The 15,065-nt window shown below is 64.9% G+C and carries 13 protein-coding genes and 1 tRNA gene; 6 read left to right on the top strand and 8 right to left on the bottom strand.

Going from position 1 to position 15,065, the window contains the following annotated elements:
- The first annotated feature begins 22 nt into the window (after positions 1–22).
- Together HYG77_RS02615 and HYG77_RS02610 are read left to right on the top strand one after the other, a co-directional pair.
- A complete protein-coding gene (locus tag HYG77_RS02615; protein ID WP_109329392.1) occupies positions 23–307 on the top strand; it encodes a hypothetical protein in 285 nt (94 codons plus the stop codon).
- A gap of 116 nt (positions 308–423) precedes the next feature.
- Positions 424–2,211, top strand: a complete 1,788-nt coding sequence (locus HYG77_RS02610) for an ABC transporter ATP-binding protein/permease (RefSeq protein ID WP_208961778.1) — start codon at positions 424–426, stop codon at positions 2,209–2,211.
- 67 nt (positions 2,212–2,278) lie between these two features.
- Here the strand turns inward: HYG77_RS02610 and HYG77_RS02605 are convergent, their stop codons facing one another.
- Positions 2,279–2,782, bottom strand: coding sequence for an SRPBCC family protein (locus HYG77_RS02605; RefSeq protein ID WP_208961777.1), 504 nt, complete (start codon positions 2,780–2,782; stop codon positions 2,279–2,281).
- A 149-nt stretch (positions 2,783–2,931) separates the two neighbouring features.
- Here HYG77_RS02605 and HYG77_RS02600 point away from each other — a divergent pair, with 149 nt between their 5' ends.
- The gene (locus tag HYG77_RS02600; protein WP_109329395.1) at positions 2,932–3,744 is read left to right on the top strand and encodes a DUF427 domain-containing protein; all 813 of its coding nucleotides are present in this window, start codon (positions 2,932–2,934) and stop codon (positions 3,742–3,744) included.
- Between the two features lie 117 nt (positions 3,745–3,861).
- On the opposite strand, the gene HYG77_RS02595 is transcribed toward HYG77_RS02600, so the two are convergent.
- A tRNA-Leu gene (locus HYG77_RS02595) sits at positions 3,862–3,935 on the bottom strand.
- A gap of 101 nt (positions 3,936–4,036) precedes the next feature.
- Here HYG77_RS02595 and HYG77_RS02590 point away from each other — a divergent pair.
- Both HYG77_RS02590 and HYG77_RS02585 read left to right on the top strand, forming a co-directional pair.
- Positions 4,037–4,663 (top strand): response regulator, encoded by a 627-nt coding sequence (locus HYG77_RS02590; protein WP_109329396.1) that lies wholly within the window; start codon positions 4,037–4,039, stop codon positions 4,661–4,663.
- 159 nt (positions 4,664–4,822) lie between these two features.
- A complete protein-coding gene (locus HYG77_RS02585) occupies positions 4,823–6,148 on the top strand; it encodes an ABC transporter substrate-binding protein (RefSeq protein ID WP_109329397.1) in 1,326 nt (441 codons plus the stop codon).
- Positions 6,149–6,227: 79 nt separating this feature from the next.
- Here the strand turns inward: HYG77_RS02585 and HYG77_RS02580 are convergent, their stop codons facing one another.
- The 4 genes from HYG77_RS02580 to HYG77_RS02565 are packed head-to-tail and all read right to left on the bottom strand — an operon-like array spanning position 6,228 to position 10,395.
- Entirely contained in the window at positions 6,228–7,022 is a 795-nt protein-coding gene (locus tag HYG77_RS02580) for an ABC transporter ATP-binding protein (protein WP_109329398.1), read from the bottom strand.
- Positions 7,019–8,038: an ABC transporter ATP-binding protein gene (locus HYG77_RS02575; RefSeq protein WP_208961776.1), complete on the bottom strand. Its 1,020-nt coding sequence runs from the start codon at positions 8,036–8,038 to the stop codon at positions 7,019–7,021. The genes HYG77_RS02580 and HYG77_RS02575 overlap by 4 nt, the downstream gene beginning before the upstream one ends.
- On the bottom strand, positions 8,031–9,020 hold the full coding sequence (locus tag HYG77_RS02570; RefSeq protein ID WP_159921853.1) for a branched-chain amino acid ABC transporter permease: 990 nt from the start codon (positions 9,018–9,020) through the stop codon (positions 8,031–8,033). Before HYG77_RS02570 ends, HYG77_RS02575 begins: the two co-directional genes overlap by 8 nt.
- A gap of 4 nt (positions 9,021–9,024) precedes the next feature.
- Entirely contained in the window at positions 9,025–10,395 is a 1,371-nt protein-coding gene (locus HYG77_RS02565; RefSeq protein WP_236603450.1) for a branched-chain amino acid ABC transporter permease, read from the bottom strand.
- A 226-nt stretch (positions 10,396–10,621) separates the two neighbouring features.
- Here HYG77_RS02565 and polA point away from each other — a divergent pair, with 226 nt between their 5' ends.
- Positions 10,622–13,366 (top strand): DNA polymerase I, encoded by a 2,745-nt coding sequence (polA, locus tag HYG77_RS02560; RefSeq protein WP_208961775.1) that lies wholly within the window; start codon positions 10,622–10,624, stop codon positions 13,364–13,366.
- A 60-nt stretch (positions 13,367–13,426) separates the two neighbouring features.
- Here the strand turns inward: polA and trxA are convergent, their stop codons facing one another.
- On the bottom strand, positions 13,427–13,795 hold the full coding sequence (gene trxA / locus HYG77_RS02555) for a thioredoxin (RefSeq protein ID WP_208961774.1): 369 nt from the start codon (positions 13,793–13,795) through the stop codon (positions 13,427–13,429).
- Between the two features lie 73 nt (positions 13,796–13,868).
- The gene (locus HYG77_RS02550; protein WP_109329404.1) at positions 13,869–14,867 is read right to left on the bottom strand and encodes a helix-turn-helix domain-containing protein; all 999 of its coding nucleotides are present in this window, start codon (positions 14,865–14,867) and stop codon (positions 13,869–13,871) included.
- Positions 14,868–15,065: the final 198 nt, after the last annotated feature.

Genomic DNA, 15,065 nt, shown 5'->3' with positions numbered 1-15,065 from the left:
TCCGACGGAACGGACGTGCACCATGAGCGCAGACGACACCGAGCAGAAGAACACCGGCGAGCAGACCGAGGGCGAAGTGCCCCGTCCCGACGACGAAGCGATCGAGAAGGCCAAGAAGAAGGCAGAAGAAATCGACGCTCGGTACGATCCGGGCGCCCGGGAGACGGTCGTGCTCCCCGGGTCCGGGGGCACGGTCTCCGGCACCGCCTTCGACGACTATGTCGACGACGAGGGCAACCTCAAGGAAGAGTATCGAGACCGAGATCCGGACACCGAAGAAAAGCAGGAACCTGCACAAGACGGGTAGCTTTCCGGGCGACGACGGACGTGTCGTTCACGTTTCTCTCGCCGATCACGCCGAACCAGGGTTAGACTTCGCCATCTTTTCTCCTGAGCTTCATCTCGTGATCGGGGACCTGGGTCGTGGACTGGAACAACGTGGTGTGGGACAGCACGGTATGGCTGTTGAAGGCCTACGTGATGACTGCCGTCGTCTTTGTCGTCGTCATCGTGCTGCTCGCTCGATTCACCAAATGGGGCAGGCAGTTCTGGCGTTTCGCGGCGGCGTATTTCGATCCGCGGCGTAGTCCCAAGCCGCTGGTGATCCTCGCGGTCCTACTGTTGTTCACCGTGTTCGCCGTGCGGATGAACGTACTGTTCTCCTATTGGTCCAACGACTTCTACGACTCGATCCAGAACCTCGACGAGACCGCGTTCTGGCACTTTCTGCGGGTGTTCGCGTTCCTCGCGGCCATCCACGTCGTACGCGCCCTGATCGAGTTCCTCATCGGCCAGACCCTCGACATCGATTGGCGTGTCTGGCTCACCCACCACCTCACGGACGACTGGCTCGACAGTCGCGCCTACTACCGCGACCGCTTCCTCGACGACGCGATCGACAACCCCGATCAGCGGATCCAGGCCGACATCACCAACTTCGTGACCACGGCCCGGGTGCTGTCCATGGGCGCGGTCACCGCGGTGCTGTCGATCGTGTCGTTCACCGGAATCCTGTGGGACCTGTCCGGTCCGATGACCATTTTCGGCACCGAGATTCCGCGGGCGATGATCTTCCTCGTCTTCGTCTACGTTCTCGTCACCACGCTGGTGGCGTTCTGGATCGGTAAGCCGCTCATCAGGCTGAACTTCCTCAACGAGAAGCTCAATGCGAACTTCCGCTACGCACTGATCCGGGTCCGTGAGTACGGCGAGAGTATCGCGTTCTATCGCGGCGAGAACGTCGAGCGGCGAACGCTGGCAGGCAGGTTCGCGCACGTCATCCGCAACATGTGGCACATCGTCTTCCGGACTCTCAAATTCAATGGCTGGAACCTCTCGGTGAACCAGACAGCGGTCATCTTCCCCTTCCTGATTCAGGGGCCGCGGCTGTTCAGCGGTCAGGTCTCACTCGGTGACGTCATGCAGACATCGACGGCGTTCTCACAGGTGCACGACTCACTGTCCTTCTTCCGCGAGTCGTACGACGACTTCGCGAGTTTCCGCGCCACCCTCATCCGACTCAATGGTCTGGCCAACGACAACATGCACGCCGCCGCACTCCCGATCTTGAAGACGGGCAAGTCCGGGAACGAACTCGACGTCGACAAGCTCGACGTGCGCACTCCGTCCGGAGCGACGCTCATCGAGGGTCTCGATCTCACCGTCGGCCCCGGTCAGTCGCTGTTGGTCAAGGGTCCGTCCGGTTCCGGCAAGACGACGCTGCTCCGGACCCTCGCCGATCTGTGGCCCTACGCGGACGGCACGGTGTCGCGACCATCCGGGGATGCCATCTTCCTGTCCCAGCGGCCGTATCTGCCGCTCGGTTCGCTCCGGACAGCGCTGGCGTACCCCAGCGAACCGACAGCGGCGGACGGCACTCTCCGTGAGGCGCTGTCGAAGGTGTCGCTGGGCAATCTCGGCGACCGACTCGACGAGACAGCCGACTGGACCCGCATCCTGTCCCCGGGAGAGCAGCAGCGGCTGGCTTTCGCGCGGGTCCTGACCGCGCGGCCGGCCGTCATCTTCCTCGACGAGGCCACCTCGGCGATCGACGAGGGGCTCGAGCACACGCTCTACACACTCCTGCGGTCCGAACTGCCGGACAGCATCGTGGTCAGCGTCGGGCACCGCAGCACGCTCAACCAATTCCACTCGCTCGGAGTGGAACTGGAAGGCGAGGGCCGGTGGACCGAAACTTCGCTCGTGGGTTGAGCGGCCTCGCCCGGGTGCTGGGCTGAACGGCTCCGCCCCGGTGTCTCGGCGGCACCCGGGCGGACTGTCAGTTGGCCCTGCGGTAGGCCGATGCGAGTTCGTCGGCCCGATCCCATGGTGACCAGTCCACCTCGCGGCCGTCGAGTTGCGCCTCCACGACCTCGAGGCCGGCGTGCCAGCCCGCGGCATGTGCGTAGGCAGAGTCTTCCTCTTCCACCGTATGCGTGAGCGTCAACCAGCAACCGCCGCTCCCGTCGGGACTCAGCTCCCAATGCAGGGTCTCCGCGTCCCACAGATACTCGAGGATGTGGCCCGGGTGCACCGAAATGACCGTGCCGGTGGTTGTGTGGTCTTCGGGTAATCCGAATCGGCGGACCTGCTCCGGGGTTACGCGAAACACCAGTTCCGCGCCGGGGGTGAGGTCGAAGTCGACGTCGGCAGGGAACCAGACTTTCAAATACTGGGGGTCCGTCAGTACCCGCCACACCTTCTCCGGCGAATGCGACAACGCTTGCTGGAATCGAAGAGCTACGCGCCCGTCGTACGTGAAGTTGACGGTGCCGAGATCCATGGGTGACCTCCGTGCTCGAGGGCGGAACCGTGCCACCATGGTACTGGCAGGCACGCGCCGAACCACAGGGTTCCGGCACAACAAAGCCGCCACTACCTGCGGCTCAGTTCTCTTCGCGCGTACGCAGGGTCGACAAGGAGGTACAGCGGATGGCCGTCAGAATGATCGACCACTTGATGCAGGCTCGGCAGGAGCTCCGATACCAGCCGACTCCCAAGCGTGTGCGTGCGCGTCTCGGCGGCGCCACGGTCGTCGACACGCGTGACGCCGTGCTGGTGTGGGAGCCACGACGCGTCGTCCCGTCCTATGCGGTGCCGATCTCCGACGTGACGGGCACCCTGGCGGAGGCGTCCGACGATGCCGCCTCGGAGCTGCCGGTATCACTGGAAGAGGGCGGCCCTCCGGTCATCGACCCGCGGACGGCCTTCGGGTTCCACACGACCGCAGGGACGCCGATGACGGTCACTGCCGGTGCCGCCACCGGGCAGGCGTTCCGGCCGGCCGAACTCGACTCGATGGTCATCCTCGACTTCGACGGCTTCGACTGGCTCGAGGAGGACGAACCGATCTTCGGGCACCCCCACGACCCGTTTTCCCGAATCGATGTGCGGCGGAGTTCGACGTCCATCCGCATCGAACTCGACGGCCGACTCGTCGCAGAGTCTTCCCGCGCGCTGATCCTCTTCGAATTCGTGCTCCCTGCGCGCTACTACCTGCCCCGCGCCGACGTCGTCGCGGCGCTCGAACCGAGTCCGACGGCGACTGTCTGTGCGTACAAAGGCCACGCGTCACATTGGTCGCTCGTGGGAGGCGGTGACAAGGGCGTCGACATCGCGTGGAGTTACGAACAACCCCCGCTCGAACTAGCCCAGATCGCGGGGATGGTGTGCTTCTATCAGGAACGTGTCGACGTCGTCCTCGACGGCAAGGCACAGATCAGACCCGTCACCCCGTGGTCGTAACCGTCCGCGGCGATACGCAGCCCGCAGGCAGTGGTGCGGACGGTCCGATAGCAGTCCATTGCGCGAAGTGCAGGTCAGGGGTGACCCTGACCTGCACTTCATGCGACTGTCCGGCAGTGCCCTCGGTGAGACTCGAACTCACACTGGACGGGTTTTGAATCCGTTTCCTCTGCCAATTGGGATACGAGGGCGTGTTGCGCTGTACCACTGTAGAAGATCGTCGTCGGGAGTCAACCACCGGTACCCTCTAACCGTTCGCTCCCCGGCTTCGGGGTCGTCCGAGCAGAGGAGAATGGTGACCATGAACGCTCCGCAGCCGCAAGGCGTGCCGACCCCGCCGCGACGGGTCGTGGTGGCCGAAGACGAGGCGCTGATCAGGCTGGACCTCGTCGAGATGCTGCGTGAAGAGGGTTACGACGTGGTCGGTGAGGCCGGTGACGGGCAGACTGCGGTCGATCTGGCGGTCGAGCTGAAACCCGACCTCGTCATCATGGATGTGAAGATGCCGAGGCGTGACGGCATCGATGCGGCGTCCGAGATCGCCGCGAAACGTATTGCCCCCGTGGTTATTCTCACAGCGTTCAGTCAGCGAGACTTGGTCGAACGGGCCCGTGACGCCGGCGCGATGGCGTATCTGGTCAAACCGTTCTCCGTCGCCGACTTGGTGCCCGCCGTGGAGTTGGCAGCCAGCCGGTTCAAGGAAGTGACCGCACTGGAGCGGGAGATCTCCGACCTGTCCGAACGGCTCGAGACGCGCAAGGTCGTCGAGCGCGCCAAGGGCGTGCTGATGGACAAGCAGTCACTTACGGAACCTGAAGCGTTCCGGTGGATTCAGCGGGCGGCGATGGATCGCCGTTCGACCATGAAAGCGGTGGCCCAGGTGGTCCTGGAGACTCTCGGCGGCGAGAAGCCACAGTAACCCTTTACGGCCGCGTAAACACTGACCGCATCAAGGTCACAGTAAGGTCACGAGCCGTTCGCCGAGGGTCGCGAACGCCGTCGGACAGCTAGCGTCTGATCCCACAGCGGACGCCAACTCGGGTGGCGTCCGTACACAGGTGATCTAAGGAGACTTTGGATGGCTAAACGGACCCTCGTGCGGGCGGCCGCGGTTCTCGGCGCGGCGAGCCTCGCACTCGCAGGTTGCAGTTCGGACAGTGGCGACGAGTCCGCGAGCGGAGGCGACGGTGCCGCCGCCTCGGCCACCACGGTGACCACCGACTGCACCCCCGAAGAGGCGACGGCCGGAACGACACCGTCCACGGCGCCACTGAAGATCGGCACCCTGCTGCCCGACACCGGTAGCCTCTCCTTCCTCGGACCGCCGATGGTGGCGGGCACCCAGCTCGGTGTCAACGACGTCAACGCCGCCGGCGGAGTGCTCGGTCAGCCCGTGCAGTTGATTCCCGGCGACTCGGGCGACACCACCACGGATACGGCCAACTCCACGGTCGACCGCGAATTGGCAGCGGGCACACAGGTGATCGTCGGTGCGGCGTCGTCTTCGGTGTCGCTCAAGGTCATCGACAAGGTGGCCAGCGCGGGTGTCGTGATGTTCTCGCCGGCGAACACATCCGACCAGTTCGTCTGCTACGCCGACAAGGGGCAGTACTTCCGGACGGCCCCCACGGACGTGTTGCAGGCTCAGGCTGTGTCGCAGCTCATCTCGGACGACGGCGGCCAGCGGGTGTCCGTCCTCGCACTGAACGATCCCTACGGCACCGGGCTCGCCGACAACATCGTGAAGAACCTCGCCGACGCCGGCATCCCGGAAGATCAGATTCAGAAGATCATCTACGACCCCAACGCGCAGTCGTTCAACTCGGAGATCGATCAGGTCAAGGACTTCGCCCCGGATGCTGTGGCAGTAGTGGGATTCGAGGAGTCGGCCAAGATCATCACACGTATGCACGAGGTGGGCATCGGCCCGTCCGACGGCATGAAGGTCTACGGTGTCGACGGCAACATGGGTAACGCACTCGGCGAGGCGGTGGCGCCGCCGCTGCTCGACGGGATGCAGGGCACCACTCCGCTCACCGACGTCGGTCCCGCGTTCCAGGATCGCCTCAAGGGCATCAACGGCGCGCTGATCGACTTCAACTACGCCGGCGAGTCTTACGACGCCGTCGTGGTCTCCGCGCTGGCTGCGGAGGCGGCGAAGTCGACGGCGGGCCGCGACATCGCCGCCAACATCAACAACGTCACCGAGGGTGGCACGCCGTGCACGTCCTACCAGGAGTGCCTGCCGCTCGTGCAGGCCGGAACGGACATCGACTACAACGGCGTCACCGGCAAACTCGACTTCAGTGATGCGGGCGAACCCTCCATCGGTTCCTACGGAAAGATGAAGTTCGGTGCCGACAACAAGCTGACGACGGACGGATACATCGTCGTGGGGGAGTGATCCTTCCCAGCTGAAACGGACTGTGTTTCACCGAACTGTGGGCCAGGGAAACCCCTGGCCCACAGTTCGTGTGTGGGGACTATTTCTTCTCTTGACTGCCCGCCAGCGTGCCCAGGTACAGTTCGATCACCTTGGGGTCGTGCATGAGGTTGGGTCCCGAGTCGGTGTAGGCGTTGCGGCCCTGGTCCAGAACGTAGCCACGGTCGCAGATCTGGAGGCATCGACGGGCGTTCTGCTCCACCATGATCACCGAGACGCCCGCGGCGTTGATCTTCTTGCAGCGGATGAACACCTCGTCCTGGAACATCGGGGAGAGTCCGGCGGACGGTTCGTCGAGGAGCAGTACGGACGGGTCCATCATCAGCGCCCGGCCCATTGCCACCATCTGCCGCTCACCGCCGGAGAGGGCGCCGGCCTTCACTTTCCTGCGTTCGATCAGCAGCGGGAAAAGATCGCCCACGAAGGCGAATCGCTCGTCGAATGCCTTTGGGCGCAGATACATTCCCATCTCGAGGTTTTCCTCGATGGTGAGCGAAGGGAAGACGTTCTGCGTCTGCGGAACGTAGCCCACACCCTTCTGGACGAGCACGTGCGCGGGCTTGGCCGTGATGTCCTCGCCACGTAGCGTCACCGAGCCCTGCCGGACCGGAATGAGTCCGAACAAGGACTTCAGCAGTGTCGATTTACCGGCGCCGTTGGGGCCGATGATGCCGACGATTTCGCCTTCGCGAAGGAAGAAGTTACATTCGCGCAGAATGTTGACGCCGGGAATGTATCCCGCGACCACACCGTCGGCCCGGACGAGAGCGCCCTCGGCGAGCCGTGCGTGCTCCTCGGGCGTGGCCGCGAATTCCGCTGGGGTCAATTCGGTCATGGGTTCTCACGCCTCAGCTCGGTAATCTCGGGTTCGGAGAGGTCGCCGCCGGTCTCGAGGGTCTGCGCCTCCGCAGTCTCGAGTGCCTCGGCGAGCGCCGCAGTCTCGCCGACGGGGTTTCCTTCTTCGTCGAACTCCAGTGCCTGATCGTGATGGCTACCTAGATAGGCGTCGACTACGGCGTTGTTCGACGAAAGGTGAGCGGGTGTGGATTCGGCGATGACGCTGCCCTGTGCCATGACCACCACCCAGTCGCTGATGTCGCGGATCACGTCCATGTCGTGTTCGACGAAGACGACGGTCATGCCTTCGTCGCGCAGCGATTTGATGTGCCCGAGCAAGCTTTGTGTGAGGGCCGGATTCACGCCCGCCATCGGTTCGTCGAGCATCACCACGGTCGGCTCGGTCATCAGCGCGCGCGCCATTTCCAGCAACTTGCGCTGGCCACCGGACAGCGAGCCGGCGAGGTCGTCGGCCTTGGTGTCGAGCTTGAATCGTGCGAGCAGCTCATTGGCCCGCTCCGTGACGTCCCTCTCCTGCGCCTTCCACATCCACGGCAACAGGCTGGTGAGCATGCGTTCACCGCGCTGGCCGGTGGCGCCGAGACGGACGTTGTCCAGCACCGTCAGCTTCGACAGCGCCTTCGTGAGCTGGAAGGTGCGTACCACCCCTCTGCGCGCCACCTGATGCGGATACATCCGGCCGAGGGACTGGCCGTCCATCGACCAGGAGCCACTGTCGGGCCGATCGAAACCGGTGAGGAGGTTGAACAGGGTGGTCTTGCCCGCACCGTTGGGGCCGATCAGCCCGGTGATGCACCCACGCTGGATCTCGAGGTGCGCCACGTCGACTGCCTTGAGTCCGCCGAAGGTACGGGACACGTTGTCCACCACCAGAATCGGGTCGGGCTTGGGCGCGCCGGGGACCTGGGGGACATCGGCGAAGATCGCCTCCCGCTCCTCGGTCGTGAGGGTGGTGACGGTCTGCTGATCGTCGGGCAGTCTGTGGTCAGGCATTGAGCTGCACCTCCCGCTTGTTGCCCAGTATGCCCTGTGGACGGAACACCATCAGGACCGCGATCATGATTCCCAGCAGGACGAACCGCATCGCGCCGACCTGCTGTTCCGTCAGCGGCAACAGGGGGTCGGGGCCGGAGATGGCCTGCCGCAAGAGCGCGTCGGGGATGGCGAGCAGGAACCAGAACAGCATCGCGCCGATCACGGGTCCGAAGACGGTGGCCGCGCCGCCGAGAATGAGGGCGCCGAATGCGAAGAAGGTCTGGGCGGTGGAATAGAAGTCGGGGTTGATCGATTTGGTCTGCAACGCGTTGAACACGCCGCCGAGCCCGCCGATCATGCCGCCGAGAACGAGCGCCTGCATCTTGTAGACGAAGACGTTCTTGCCGAGCGAACGGGCGGCGTCCTCGTCCTCGCGAACCGCCTTGAGTACGCGACCCCACGGGCTGTGGGTGAGGAGGTACACGAACCCGCAGAGAACCAGCACGAGGGTCCAGCCGACCACCATGGACCACAGGTCGTCGCCGTAGAACTTCACGCCGAGGAAGTTGTACTGCTTACCGGAGTCGAAGGGGCTGAGCGAGGTGAACGGGTCGGCGAAGCCGAACAGCCCGTTGGTCGAACCGGTGATGGAATCGGATGCGGTGGAACGGAAGATCAGTCGCAGAATCTCGGACGCCGCGATGGTGACGATGGCGAGATAGTCGGCCCGCAACCGCAGAGTCGGAATACCGAGAACGAGAGCGAGGAGGCCGGCGGCGGCGAGACCGACCAGGATGCCGAGCCAGAGCGGTTGCTCGTAGGTGACGGTCATGATGCCCACGCCGTATCCGCCGAGAAGTGCGAAACCGATCTGGCCGAAGTTCAGCAGGCCGGCGTAGCCGAAGTGGAGGTTGAGACCGATTGCCAGCAGCGCGTAGAAGATCGCCGAGGGGCCGATCAGCTGGGCGAGTGAGACCTGGAGTGCTCCGGGAATGTCCATACGATCACCCGATCCTTTGGCGGCTGCCGAGAATGCCCTGAGGCCGGACGACGAGGATGACGATCAAGATGAGCAGTCCTCCGATGTACTTGAGGTCGGGGTTGATCACCAGGGTCGACAGCTGTACCAGCATGCCGACGATCACGCAGCCGAGCAGCGCGCCGTAGGCGGTGCCGAGTCCGCCGAGGGTGATTCCTGCGAACATCAGCAACAGGAGTTTGAAACCCATCTCCCACTGCACGCGGCCACCGAGTTCCGAGATGCCGAACAGGACGCCACCGAGTGCGGCGAGTCCGCCGCCGAGCCCCCAGACGAACCGGATGACTCGTTCGACGTCGATGCCGGAGGACGCAGCGAGGTCGCGGTTGTCGGCGACGGCACGCATGGCCTTGCCGATGCGGGTCTTCTGCAGCAGGAGGGCAACGCCGACGAGGACGACGAGGCTGATCCCGATGGACACGAGGTTGGCGTCGGTGATGGCGATCGGACCCCAATGCCTCTCCACCTGGGCTTGGTAGTCGACGAAGGGTTCGGCGCGGTCGGAGAAGAAGATGAGGATCAGGTACCGCAGGGCGATTGCGAGGCCGATCGACACCACGAGCTGGGGGATCAGTCCGGTCTTGCGCTTCCGCAGGGGTCGCCAGATCCCGGCGTCGTTGGCGACGCCGATCAGGACACCGACGATGATCGCCAGGATCGTGGCCGGGATCAGCTGCACCCCGAACGACACGTTGATGACCCAGGCGGCGACGGCGCCGAGCGTGACGAGTTCACCGTGCGCGAAGTTGGTCAGGCCGGTGGTGCCGTAGATCAGGCTCAGCCCGACCCCGGCGATGGCGATCACGAGGCCGAACCTCAGGCCGTCGATGAGCTGGCGGATCAGCTTCTCGTAGAACGGAACCGCCGAACCTGTCCGGGCCTCACCGAAGGAGAAGATGACCGTGTTCGCGCGGCCGGCCACCACCTGACGATCCACGGTTCCCTGCACGCTGACGCCCTCGGGGAGCGACTCGGCGACGATCTCGAAGGTGTACCTGCCCGGCGCGACCCGGAGTTCCCAACGCCCGGTTTCCGCGGACTCCGTCGAGGCGACCTCTGTTCCGTCGGCGTCCAGCGCCCGCACCGTCACGCCCGCGAGCCGCTCTCCGGCGTTGTTGAGATTGCCGCTGACCGGAACGGCATTCTCCGGGGGCGCAGGTTGGCCGGTGGCAGGCGGCGGCGCCGGTGTCGGGGTGGGTTGCTGTGCTGCCGCGGAACCGCCGAACGCGATCGCCGCGACGAACCCGAGCAGGAGGAGGACGAACGCACGGCGCAGTTGCCGGGTGACCGGCCCCCGTCTCGTGCGTTCCCTCACGGACATCGGTCGCGCACTCACTGCTGGGAGTCGCTTCCTCACGGTTGGGGCCACGCAGGTCCTCCGAGGACGTGTAGTTCGGTCAGGTCGTGCAGCGTCGGGCCCGTCTTTCAGCCCGGGCTGCGATTTCCGGACTCTAACGGGTCGAGTCGCGCGAAATCGGGTTCTACGATTTCCGGCGCGTTTCGGTTGAGTTTCGAACCGTCCGGCTGATCGGTGTCGGATCCGCTCCCTAGACTGGGCAACCGTGAGCCCCGCAACCACACCCCGGTCCACCACGTCCCTCGCGTCCGTCACGGCCGCGCCGGACGAGACTCGCCCTACCCTGATGCTGCTCGACGGCCATTCGCTGGCCTTCCGTGCGTTCTACGCCCTGCCCGCCGAAAACTTCAAGACTCACAGCGGGCAGGTCACCAACGCCGTCTACGGGTTCACGTCGATGCTGATCAATCTGCTGCGGGACGAACAGCCCACGCATGTCGGCGCCGCCTTCGATGTGTCGCGGCAGACGTTCCGGGCCGAGAAGTTCCCCGACTACAAAGCGAACCGCAGCAAGGCTCCCGACGAGTTCAAGGGGCAGGTCGAGATCACCAAGGACGTCCTGGGTGCTCTCGGTATCCCGGTGATGGCCGAGGAGGGGTTCGAGGCGGACGACATCATCGCCACCCTGACAACCCAGGCCGAGGCGCTCGGTTACCGCGTCCTCGTGGTGACCGGTGACCGCGATTCGCTCCAGTTGGTCAGCGACGGGGTCACGGTGCTGTACCCGAAGAAGGGTGTGTCGGATCTGACCCGGTTCACCCCGGCCGCGGTGGAGGAGAAGTACGGGCTCACTCCGGCGCAGTACCCCGACTTCGCTGCCCTCCGCGGCGACCCGAGTGACAATCTGCCGGGTATCCCCGGAGTAGGCGAGAAGACCGCCACCAAGTGGATCCGCGAGTACGGGGATCTGGTGGGCCTCGTCGACAACGTCGATCAGGTGCGCGGCAAGGTCGGTGACGCGCTGCGCGCCAACCTCCCCAACGTCCTGCTCAACCGGGAACTCACCGAAATGGTGCGGGATGTGCCCCTGCCGTACACCCCGGACCAGCTGATTCTGGCCCAATGGGATCGCGAGAAGATTCACGCGCTGTTCGACGACCTCGAGTTCAAGGTGCTGCGGGATCGGCTGTTCGCCACGCTGGCGCCGGTCGAGGCGGAAGCAGAGGAAGGCTTCGAGGTCCGCGGCGGCGCGCTCGAACCGGGTGCCGTCGCGGACTGGCTGGCGGCACACGCGTCGAGCGGTGCGCGCTCCGGTGTGTCCGTCGTCGGCACCCGTACCCCGTACGGCGGTGACGTGACAGCCATCGCGATCGCCGCGGCAGACGGGGAAGGTGCCTACATCACCACGGTCGGCGCCACGCCGGAGGACGAAAAGGCACTCGGCTCCTGGCTCGCCGACGCGGAGCAGCCGAAAGCTTTGCACGAGGCGAAATGGGCAATGCATGCTCTGCGCGGACGCGGGTGGGTACTCGGCGGGCTCACCAGTGACACCGCCCTGGCTGCCTACCTGGTCCGCCCAGGTCAACGCACCTTCAACCTGGACGACCTGTCTCTGCGGTACCTGCGCCGGGAACTGCGCGTGGAAGAGACCGGGCAGGAGCAGCTTTCACTGCTCGACGACGCCGACCAGGTAGATGCCGAGGCCGCGGAAACGGAAATTCTCAGTGCCAGGGCCGTACTCGATCTGGCGGCGGCACTCGACACCGAACTCGCGGACATCGAATCGACCGCCCTGCTGTCCGAGATGGAACTTCCGCTGCTCGAAGTACTGGCAAACATCGAAGCCGCGGGCATCGCCGTCGATTGCGAGCACCTCAACGACCTGCAGAGCCGCTTCGCAGCCGAGGTGTCGCAGGCGGCGGAGGCGGCCTACGGCGTCATCGGCAAGCAGATCAATCTGGGATCGCCGAAGCAGCTGCAGGTTGTGCTGTTCGACGAACTGGAGATGCCGAAAACGAAAAAGACCAAGACGGGATACACCACCGATGCCGAGGCGCTGCAGAGCCTTTTCGAGAAGACGTCGCATCCCTTCCTCGAACATCTGCTGGCTCACCGCGACGCCACCCGGCTGAAGGTCACGGTCGACGGGCTGCTCAAAACGGTGGCCGAGGACGGGCGCATCCACACCACCTTCAACCAGACCGTCGCGGCCACCGGCCGGTTGTCGTCCACCGAGCCGAACCTGCAGAACATCCCTGTACGCAACGACGCCGGCCGACAGATCCGGGACGGGTTCGTGGTCGGTGAGGGCTTCGACACGCTGCTCACGGCCGACTACAGCCAGATCGAGATGCGCATCATGGCCCACGTCTCCGGCGACGAAGGACTGATCGAGGCTTTCAACACGGGGGAGGACCTTCACAGCTTCGTCGGGGCACGGGCCTTCGGCGTGCCGATCGAGGAGGTCACCCCCGAGCTGCGCAGACGCGTCAAGGCGATGTCGTACGGCTTGGCATACGGGCTGAGCGCTTTCGGCCTCGCCGCTCAGCTGAAGATTTCGACCGAAGAGGCGAAGTCGCAGATGGAGGCATATTTCGCGCGATTCGGCGGGGTCCGCGACTACTTGCACGCGGTAGTCGAGCAGGCACGCAAGGACGGGTTCACGTCGACGCTGTACGGCCGTCGCCGCTACCTTCCCGACCTCACCAGCGACAACCGTCAACGGCGTGAGGTGGCGGAGCGGGCGGCGCTCAACGCCCCGATTCAGGGCACCGCAGCCGACATCATCAAGGTCGCGATGATCAATGTTCAGCGTTCACTGCGCGAGGCGGGACTGAAGTCGCGGATGCTGTTGCAAGTCCACGACGAACTGGTACTCGAGGTAGTCGAGACGGAGCGGGAGCAGGTGGAGCAACTGGTCCGCGACAACATGTCTTCGGCCATCGAGCTCTCGGTGCCGCTCGACGTGTCGGTCGGCACCGGACGCAGCTGGGACGCCGCCGCCCACTGAGCTGAGCCTCACAGCGACTCGGGGCCCAGCCTCAGAGGGATTCGGGGCGACGACGTCGCGTTATTCGGCCGGTGCCTGCTCGGCGATCTGCTTGCGTACCTCGTCCATGTCGAGGGCCTTGACCTGCGTCACCAGATCTTCGAGCGCCGCCGGCGGGAGAGCTCCCGGCTGGTTGAAGACGAGAACGCCTTCCCGGAACGCCATGATGGTCGGAATCGAGCGGATGTTCGCTGCCGCCGCGATTCCCTGTTCGGCCTCGGTGTCGACCTTCGCGTGCACCACGTCCGGGTGTTGCTCCGAGGACTTCTCGAAGGTGGGCGCGAAGCTGCGGCACGGGCCGCACCAGGACGCCCAGAAGTCGACGAGGACCACATCGTTGCCGGTCACGGTCTCGTCGAAATTCTGTTGAGTCAGGGTCTTGGTGGCCACGAGGGTCCTTTCGTTCGGGAACGGTCGTGCCAGTACAACGCGGGAGTGTCGCCGATTCTTCCCCGCAACCGCCTCAGCCGACGCGCTCGGTGTTCCGGAAGGTGCGCCGGTACGCCTGTGGGGTGGTGTGCCGTAGGCGGAGGAAGTGCTGACGCAGCACAGCGCCTCCGCCGAAGCCGACCCGTTCGGCGATGACGTCGACCGACAGATCGGAATTCTCGAGGAGCTGTTGTGCGGCCAGCACGCGCTGATCACTGAGCCACCGCGCCGGGGTGGTGCCGGTCTCGGCCTGGAATCGCCGCGCGAACGTACGCGGCGACATATTGGCCTTTGCCGCAACGGCCGTCACCGAGAGGTCGAGGGCGAGGTGTTCGGTCATCCAGTCCAGCACCGGCCCGAGGGTGTCGATCGACGTCGACGGCAACGGCATCGCGACGTACTGGGCCTGACCGCCGTCGCGGTGCGGCGGGACCACCATGCGGCGAGCGATACCGTTGGCCACCCTGCTGCCCTGTTCCTTGCGCACGATGTGCAGGCACAGATCGATGCCGGCCGCGGTGCCCGCGCTCGTCAGCACGGGGTCGTCGTCGACGTAGAGGACATTGGGATCGACGGTGGCGCCGGGATGCAGTGCCGCGAGCCGCTGGGCGTGCCGCCAGTGGGTGGTGCAGCGGCGGCCGTCGAGAAGTCCCGCGGCGCCGAGAACGAAAGCGCCGTTACACAGACTCGCGACCTTCGCTCCGCGCTCGACGGCGGCACGAAGTTTGTCCAGCAGTGGGTCCATGCACGGATCGGGATCCTTCGCGCAGACGTACGACCCGTCCGCTTCCGCGTAGGTTCCGCCCGCCGGGACGATGATGAGGTCTGCGTCGTCGAGCCGGTCTAGGTCGTACGGGACGTCGATGCCGTAGCCGAATCGTGTGCGGATCGGTTGGGAGACGCCGGCGACGAGTGAGAAGTCGTAGGTGGGAAGTCCGTCGTCGGATCTGTCGAATCCGAACACCTCGCAGGCGACGCCGAGTTCGAAGGCTTCGGTAAGTGGCATGAGCGGTACTACGACCTTCTTCAACACCTCACCAGTATGGCAGAAATAAGTCGAACTATGACGTTTCTGCCACTACTTCTCGGAAGCTGCCGGCGCAAGGCTTGGGGCATGACAATCCTGGTTGTGGTTCTGCTCGTGTTCCTGGCACTGGCTGCCTTGGCGCTCGCCGACCGCACGCCCGACACGCACAACGACGTCACCCAGCACGGCGATTTCCGGTTTTGA

Origin of the sequence: Rhodococcus sp. ZPP, assembly GCF_017656075.1 — a bacterium.
GTDB classification, from domain to species: Bacteria; Actinomycetota; Actinomycetes; order Mycobacteriales; family Mycobacteriaceae; genus Rhodococcus_F; species Rhodococcus_F oxybenzonivorans.
The sequence above is the reverse complement of the archived record's forward strand: the minus strand, read 5'-3'. Positions and strand labels throughout refer to the sequence as shown.